5 protein-coding genes and 1 pseudogene are annotated in these 8,177 nt (G+C 46.0%); 3 read left to right on the top strand and 3 right to left on the bottom strand.

Going from position 1 to position 8,177, the window contains the following annotated elements:
• Both BN93_RS18670 and BN93_RS17660 read left to right on the top strand, forming a co-directional pair.
• A partial coding sequence (locus tag BN93_RS18670; RefSeq protein WP_232211169.1) for an RHS repeat domain-containing protein occupies positions 1-1,443 on the top strand: 1,443 nt, incomplete at its 5' end.
• A gap of 779 nt (positions 1,444-2,222) precedes the next feature.
• Positions 2,223-2,896 (top strand): annotated as a pseudogene (locus tag BN93_RS17660) (IS982 family transposase); the annotation flags it as partial.
• Positions 2,897-3,060: 164 nt separating this feature from the next.
• Here BN93_RS17660 and mobC read toward each other — a convergent pair.
• The 3 genes from mobC to mobA are packed head-to-tail and all read right to left on the bottom strand — an operon-like array spanning position 3,061 to position 6,785.
• Entirely contained in the window at positions 3,061-5,073 is a 2,013-nt protein-coding gene (gene mobC / locus BN93_RS10680; protein ID WP_044260538.1) for a conjugal transfer protein MobC, read from the bottom strand.
• Positions 5,074-5,133: 60 nt separating this feature from the next.
• The gene (gene mobB / locus BN93_RS10685) at positions 5,134-6,381 is read right to left on the bottom strand and encodes a conjugal transfer protein MobB (RefSeq protein ID WP_019188319.1); all 1,248 of its coding nucleotides are present in this window, start codon (positions 6,379-6,381) and stop codon (positions 5,134-5,136) included.
• Complete coding sequence (gene mobA / locus BN93_RS10690) at positions 6,366-6,785, bottom strand: conjugal transfer protein MobA (protein WP_019188320.1); 420 nt, start codon at positions 6,783-6,785, stop codon at positions 6,366-6,368. Before mobA ends, mobB begins: the two co-directional genes overlap by 16 nt.
• 644 nt (positions 6,786-7,429) lie before the next feature.
• On the opposite strand from mobA, the gene BN93_RS10695 reads away from it, so the two are divergent.
• The coding region (locus BN93_RS10695) for a ParA family protein (RefSeq protein ID WP_044260612.1) at positions 7,430-8,177 on the top strand (748 nt) is incomplete at its 3' end.

Below are 8,177 nucleotides of genomic sequence, written 5' to 3' on the forward strand. Positions count from 1 at the left end.
CGCGTGGCAAGCAAACTCGGCGTAGGCAAGTTCAGCAACGTTTACGGCATCAGCAGCAACAACGTTACGGCAGGGCAGAAAGACTATGCTGCACGCATGATGCAGATAGAGAAACAGCGTGAGGAGCATTATAAGTCGCTTGGCACGCCGCCGGGAGTACCAACAATGAAAGGAGCAACGGCCGATCCCGACAACACCGGTCGTGGTTATAACGACATTATCGGGGATTTGGGCGACCACTCCGTGCCCGAAGGTTGGGTGCAACGGCCGAAGTTCAATGAAAAGGGAGATGTTCCCGGCCCGCCTATCCAATGGCAGAAACCCGAAGATCCAGAAGATGCCCAGCCGGGCTATGGTTATATCCCAACGGATACCACCAACACCGAGGAAATCTTCTTCTATCATAGTGACCACCTCGGCTCAACATCATATATCACTGACGCCAAGGCCATCATCACCCAGTTCGATGCTTATCTGCCCTATGGCGAGCTTTTGGTTGACGAGCATTCATCTTCAGAAGAAATGCCGTATAAATTTAATGGCAAGGAACTCGACCAAGAAACTGGCTTATATTATTATGGGGCGAGGTATATGAATCCTATTACGAGTATTTGGTATGGAGTGGATGCACTAACAGAAAAATATCCAAATATAGGAGGATTTGTTTACTGTCATAATAATCCTGTTAGTCTTATAGATCCCAATGGGATGTATGATGAAGAAACAGCTAAAAATATAGCAGCAACATATGGAGCAGAAGCCCATCAAGATAATAAAAGTGGTTTATGGTTTGTTGCTTTAGACGAAACTGGAACAAAAGCATATACTACAGGTGGAACAATGACAAGAGAATTTGGAAGTGTAGATAACTGGAAAGTAAAAGGTTTTGGGGAATTTAGTCATTATTCTGATGATGTTTCTTTAGCTGGAACTATAACTTCATCAATAGCGGGACTACGATATACAGAATCATCAATATTTAGAACAGGATATTTTCGGACTTCTAGTAATAAAGTATATAGTTTAAATGTTTTAGAGAAACAAGCAAATGGTAAATTTGTAAGGGGAGTCCAAGGCTTAAGAATAGGTGCATCTTATGCAAAGGAATCAGTAAAATTTGCAAGTAAAGCTGGTGCTTTGTTAGGAGCTATCAATGTCTCTTGGTCTGCTTACCAAATGTATGAAGAGCCATCCTTTTCCAATGGTTTATCATTAACACGAAATATTATAGGAATGGCCTCTTGGGAATATGGTCTTGTTGATACTTACATTTCATTAGGCTGGAACGAATCTAAAAATAGAGCTAAACAATCCGTGGAGAATATTTCTAAAGGACTCCCTCCTGATTTTGGAATACCTGACCCAATTTATGGAGTTCCAGATTATTCAAGCTATTTATTTATGGATTCTTATAAAAAACTTTACAATAAAAAAAATAAATAAAAGTTTGCGTAATTAAAATCTCTGCAAAGCCTACTTATATGTTTTTTCAGTTGCTAATTATGAAGAATTTTTGTGTAAGGGGGCTTTGTAAGAGATTTACGAAGAATTAAAATATACTGATACTATTGTAGCTTTAAATTATGAAGATCATTTCATACTTTTTTTGGGTATTGAATATATCCTTTGTAAAATATTATCTTATATCTGTGTGTTTACCCCTTAAAAAAAAGGAAAGGGAATAAAAAGGAGAGCCTCAGCATTTTTTTATTTGCTTTTTTGTGAAAAAAAAATAATATTTGATAATATGGGGAATATAAAAGGATTTTCTGGGATATTTTGGTTTTTTACAATAATATTGATACCTATAAAAATGAAAAAATATGGGATATTGGCTATTTTACTTCTGGTCTTGCTATGCCTGTTAAACTTTCTTAGTGATATATATGAGTATAGAAAAGAATTTATTAGAGAAAAAAAAGTGTGATCTTATTTTGGATTATATTGCCTCTTGTATTTATTTTAGCCTTCTTTTTGAGCTAACTTTCTATAAACGGAAATGTTTGAGAATTCTTTTATGGCGAAAAGCGGCATATAACCTTTGTAAAACTCTATCTCAGTGTTAAATAGAATTTTAAGAAAAAGCTTATACACTGCTGCAAGAAAAGGGAAAGGAATGGGTCGCAACAAAAAATATTTCACTCCTACAACTTTATAAGAGAATTTCTTATTCGAACCCACGTCGTAATTGTATCCGCGGCTGCTTCCACAAAGAGCTCTCAAATGCAGTATCCTATAATCGCTTTGTAGAGCTCATGCCTCGTGTATTCTGCAAAATGATGCTCTTTATGAAGCTCTATGCTTTCGGCAAGTGTACGGGGATAACGTTCGTTGACAGCACAATGATTCCCGTATGCCACAACGTAAGAAGGTATTTCAACAAGGTTTTTTCGGGGCTCGCCAAGAACGGAAAGGGGACGATGGGTTGGTGTCATGGCTTCAAACTTCACCTGCTTTACAATGATTCGGGTGAGGTAATCACATTCTGTCTTACAGGGGCCAACGTGGATGACAGGGATAGCAGGGTGTGGAATGTATTTACAAAGGTGCTCTATGGAAAGGTCTTTGCTGACAGAGGATATATTAAGCAAGAACTCTTCGAAAGCCTATTCAGTCAAGGTATTCTGGGCTCGTTCATGGGCTGAAGGCTAAAATGAAGAATAAGCTGATGCCGATGTGGGATAAGATAATGTTAAGAAAACGGTACATCATCGAGTGCATCAATGAACTTTTGAAGAACAAAGCTAACCTCGTACACTCGCGACATCGCTCGATACACAACTTTATCATGAACCTATGTTCTGCCCTAACAGCCTATTGCTTTTTTGACAATAAACCTGAGGCTCTACCTGTTTATGTCGAAAAATCAAGGCAGTTAGAACTGTTTGCATACTGACCTTATCCCGAACTCGCGTAAAATAATAGGACCATTAGCAGAAAAAGGTTTACTTGCTTTTAGAGAACGTATTACCCATATATAGATTTATACAAGTTAGCCACCAAGATTATGTTGTATAATCTTGTTGGCTAACGTATAAGAGAACTTGACAAGTTATTTCTTTATTCTTTATTCTGCACCAGATGCACAAGCTCCGGGTCATTCTTAATCCGTTCCAGCTCATCTTTCACAATCTGCTTCACCTCCGCCTTGATGCGGTTGTAGTTCTCCTGTATTTTCTCCCGCATACAGTCGTTACCATCGGCATCGGTGAAGTCGGTGATGATGGGAATAGGCTTATACCGTTTCGTCTCGGCAGATACTTTAGCATTGTCTATGACAATCTCGGCATGAAAAATCTTCTGCTCGATGCGCTCGTCAAAGTTATCCGACACCGAGCCGACGAACATTCCCTGTGTCAGTCCCGAAATCTTACTCGGTGGTATGAGGGCGTCCATCTGCGTATTGATGGACGTTGAAACGTCCTGTCGGTTGATGGAGATGGACTGCCGCTTCTGCAACACTTTTCCGAAACGTTCCGATAACGTCTTCGCCGTCTCTCCCACCACCTGTCCAGAAAAAATGTTGCCCACAGTGTTCATCACGACTTTCGCCTCCTTATCGCCGTAGTCGCGCGTGAGCTGAGAAAAGTCCTGAAAGCCCAGACACACCGCCACCTTGTTGCTGCGCGCCGTGGCAATGAGGTTGTCGAGTCCCTTGAAATAAATCGTGGGCAGCTCGTCGATGATGACCGACGATTTGAGCATCCCTTTCTTGTTGATAAGCTTCACGATGCGCGAGTTATACAGACCCAGTGCAGCCCCGTAGATATTCTGGCGGTCGGGATTATTGCCCACGCACAGTATCTTCGGCTCTTCGGGGTTATTGATGTCGAGCGTGAACTCATCGCCCGTCATCACCCAATACAGCTGCGGCGAAATCATCCTCGACAGCGGTATCTTCGCCGAGGCAATCTGTCCCGCCAGTTGCTCCATCGCTCCGCCCTGCCACGCGTCCATGAAGGGAGAAAGATAATTCTCCAATTCGGGATACGACGTGAGAATGGGAAATACATCCTCGTACTTCCGGTTGAGCAGTTCGATGGCATGTGGAAACGTGCAGTATTTCCCGTCCTGATAAATGCGCAGATACCAGATGATGGCGGCAAAGAGGATAATCGGGCTTTCCACGAAGAAGTCACCCTGCTTCTGCACCCACGTCTTGTTCAGGTTGAGCATAATCGTATAGGCACTCTCGTAGGCATCCGAAATGTCCGTCATGAAGTCGGGGTGGATGGGATTGCAACGGTGCGACCGTCGAGGGTCGTCGAAGTTGATGACATAGAACTTCGGTTTTATCTTATATCCGTCCAAGTGGTTGATGAGGTGATTGTAGGCTATCATCGACAGGTCGGGAAACTTGAAGTCATAGACATACATCGAATACCCCTTTTCTATTTGCTGCTTGATGAACGAGTTGACCACGGCATACGACTTTCCACTGCCCGGCGTACCCAGCACGATGGTGGCACGAAATGGATTCACCACGTTGATCCACCCGTTGTTCCATTTCTTCTTGTAGTAGAAGCGTATGGGCAGATTAACGGAGTATTCGTTTTCCATATACCGTGTCTCCTGCATAAAACTTTCGTTCTCGTTGTTGAACACATCGTCCATCAGGTTGTGCTTCAACAGCCGGCTCATCCATAATCCTGCCATCAACAGGCAGGTATAACCTGCTGAAATCATAATGACATAAAGCCCCACATCGATGGTAAAAGGCAACGGCAGATGGAGCAGCCATCCATTGAGAAAGAACAGCACACCGCCCGCTCCGAGTGCGACATATATCTTCCTCCATGTTATCTTCTCACCCTTCACACCTTTCGTACCTAAACACGAAAGCCCCAAGAGCACCACGGAAAAGAGTTTTGTATAAAGCATGGAGGAGAAGAGTCCCGCCGTTCGCTGGAAGTTCATCAGGATGCGGTCTACCACGCCGATGTCGAGCCCCCACGTACGGATGGCTCCGTAACCATACCAATACACGTGGATAACCACCAAGATAATACTCACGGCACGCAGAAAATCCATAATTTTCGCCAGTGCCCTTAAATCGTCTTCCTGTTGCATAATCTATTTTCGTTGTTAATTGTTTTTTATTGTGTCGTTGCTTACATCGTTTGTTCAGTCTCCCTATATTGTCCGTCCTTTGCCCTTTCGTTTCTTTCGCCGTTTCATCTTTCGGATAAAATCTTCCTCTTCGGCGTTTACAGCCTGACCGGAGGGATTGAAAAGTCCAAGACCAGAGGAAGAAAAATCGTTGTCGCCTTGGACAACAGAGTGTTCCTGCACAGTCTCTTCGGGATGAAGGGTAAACGGTATGGGCTTTTCATCGGCGTAGGGTAAGGTAAAATGTTCTTGGAGGGCATTGGCAGAGAGTTCCTTGCCCATACGCGAGCCATTGAGTACGCAACCCGTGCGGTGGTCGATGAAGGTGGCTCCGTAGATGCGGCCCTCGTCGGTAAGACGCAGCACCGTATCGATGCCCTTGGCTTTGAGCAGATTTACGAATTTTGCCCTGTGATAAGTCTCTCCGAGTGTTTGAAGTACTGCCCGTTTGGTAGGCTCAGTGAATTTCTTTTCGGCTATCTGTTTCTTCGACAAAGAAAAACGTTTCTCGATGGCGGCATAGCCTGCGGACTTGCCGAAGAGCGAAGCCTTGAAAGGATTGCCCACCTTGTTGCCTTTATCGTCCGTTGCCGAGTAGACCAGCCCGTGATACTCCCGTCTTCCTACCTTTCCTCGCGTCTCTTCCACATGGATGTTGTAGAGCGAAAGCAGGGCGCGGTATTCGCCCATCGACTGAAAGCAGTAACGGGTGGTAGCGGAAAGCAGTACGCTTGCAATCTGTTTCTTCACGTCACCTTTAACAATGTCTACCTTGCGGGCAGCTTCGCATATCTCGCCTCGTTTGCGTTCGGCAGGAAGTAAGTGGTATTTCTCTTCGAGCATCCGGGTGATACGCTTACTGCGATGAAAGTTGAAAGCGTTATCGAGACACTTGCCGTCGGCATCTACACGCAGGGAAACGATGTGCAGGTGATGGCGGTCGATATCCTCGTGTTTGAATACCATGTAAGGCTGACTGCCGTAACCCATCTCTTCCATATACTCACGGGCGATATTTTCCATCTCGGTGTCCGTAAGTCGGTCGTCGGGATGCGGATTAAGCGAGACATGCAATACGGGCTTTTCTGTCCGAATTCCTTTGGGTAAGAGACTATCGAAATCCTTGAAAGTTCGTGCAAGGTCGATCTTTCCCGTGCAGGCATCGAACACTCCGTTCACGGCAAGGAGTTTTCCTTCACCCGCATTTACCTTCTGCGCGTTGTAGGCAAGTACGCCGTAGAGCGAGCTGCCGATGCTTATCTTTGCGACCATTGCTGCTCGAAGGTTTGGGTGAGACGAATGATTTGCTGCGTGATGAGCACCAGCTCCTGCGTGCATTTCTCCAATTTATAGAGCAATGCCATCGCCTTTTTCTCGGAAAAATGTACGCGCAGTTCCTTGACGACTTGGTTGTAGTTGTTGCCTACGGCGCGATATTGCGCGTGAAAAGACGAGAGTTTGGTGTAATAATCAAGCAATGTCCTGTCTGTTTTTATCACACGGAAAGGCTGCGAAAAGAACTGCTGCTTGATAAAAACGGAACGCGCAGCTGCACCGGACTCATCGAACATTGCAAGGAAACGTATATGTTCCTCCGCATTAAAACGGACGGTGTAGCGGTACACCGCCGGGTCTTTCTTGGGATTTCTCCCCGTTTTCTTTTTGTTTTCTGTCATTTTAATATGGATTTAGTGATGATGCGACTTGGACTGCCGTCGTATGTTCTTTACCGTCAGGTATTCTTCTTGGGCTTCCGACTTCGGAGGTAAAGCCCACCTCCCCTGCCAAGGGCAAGGCTTTTCTGGGATGCTCGAATCGTTTCGAGCGGCTGAAAAGATACCTTGCTGTGTCTTTGAGGACACAAACATCCGCCTTCGGACGGATGAGGGAGTTACCTTCAGAAGCCGTCAGGGAGAACACCGACCGACAGACCTCGTCGCTCGGGTGCAAAATTAGGCAGAATATCCGCCCGAAAACCGACAGGAACGACGCCAAAAGCTGCCACAACGACGCCACAAGCTGCCACGTGGCTGAAAAACGATACAAGTACCGACATTTTGTTGTTTATTTGCACCGACAAACCAAAAGACGTCAGATAATCTGCCGGTTGATCGGTTGAGAGAGACTCATGCCCCAATGGCCATTGGTTGGTTACAACCGACACTTGGCAGTCCGTTTCTCCGACAGTATCTCCGCAAGGAGAATTAGCGGTCGCAACCGACGAACGGCAAGAATGTGGTTGGAACGTCAAGCGGAAGAAACCGACAAACCGACAAACAAATGTATCAATATATGTATCACCCATAAAACCAAGAAGACAATGGACAAACAAAAAGACAAACCACTGTATGTTGCTTTCTCCACCCAGAAAGGCGGAGCAGGCAAGACCACACTCACGGTGCTCATGGCGAGCTACCTGCATTACGTAAAGGGATATGACGTCGCCGTCATCGACTGCGACTTCCCCCAGTACAGTATCCACGACATGCGCAAACGCGACATGGACACCATCATGAAGGATGACTATTACAAGGTGCAGGCGTATGACCTGCTCAGACAGCTGGGCAAGAAATACTATCCCGTCGTCTGCAGCCGCGCCGAGGACGCCATCACCTCCGCAGAAAGCCTTTGCAGAGGCGGGAAGATGCCGGATGTCATCTTCTTCGATCTGCCCGGTACCATCAACAATGCCGAGATTGTCAATACCGTATCTCGGATGGACTATATCTTCACGCCCATCATCGCCGACCGTGTGGTGATGGAAAGCTCCATCAAGTTCGCCACCGTCATCAACGAGCAGATGGTCGTCACGGGCAAATCCGCCATCAAGGGGATTTACCTGATATGGAACATGGTGGACGGGCGCGAAAAGACGGAACTCTATGAAGCCTACGAAAAGGTGTGCGCGGAGTTCGCCCTGCCCATCCTTTCCACCCGCCTTCCCGACAGCAAGCGGTTCCGCAAGGAGATGGCATCCGAGCGCAAGGCGGTGTTCCGCTCCACGACATTCCCCACGGACAAGAGCCTGCTGCGGGGAAGCAATGTGGACAGGCTCGCAGACGAAATAC

It is taken from the genome of Prevotella conceptionensis 9403948 (assembly GCF_000312305.1).
GTDB classification, from domain to species: domain Bacteria; phylum Bacteroidota; class Bacteroidia; order Bacteroidales; family Bacteroidaceae; genus Prevotella; species Prevotella conceptionensis.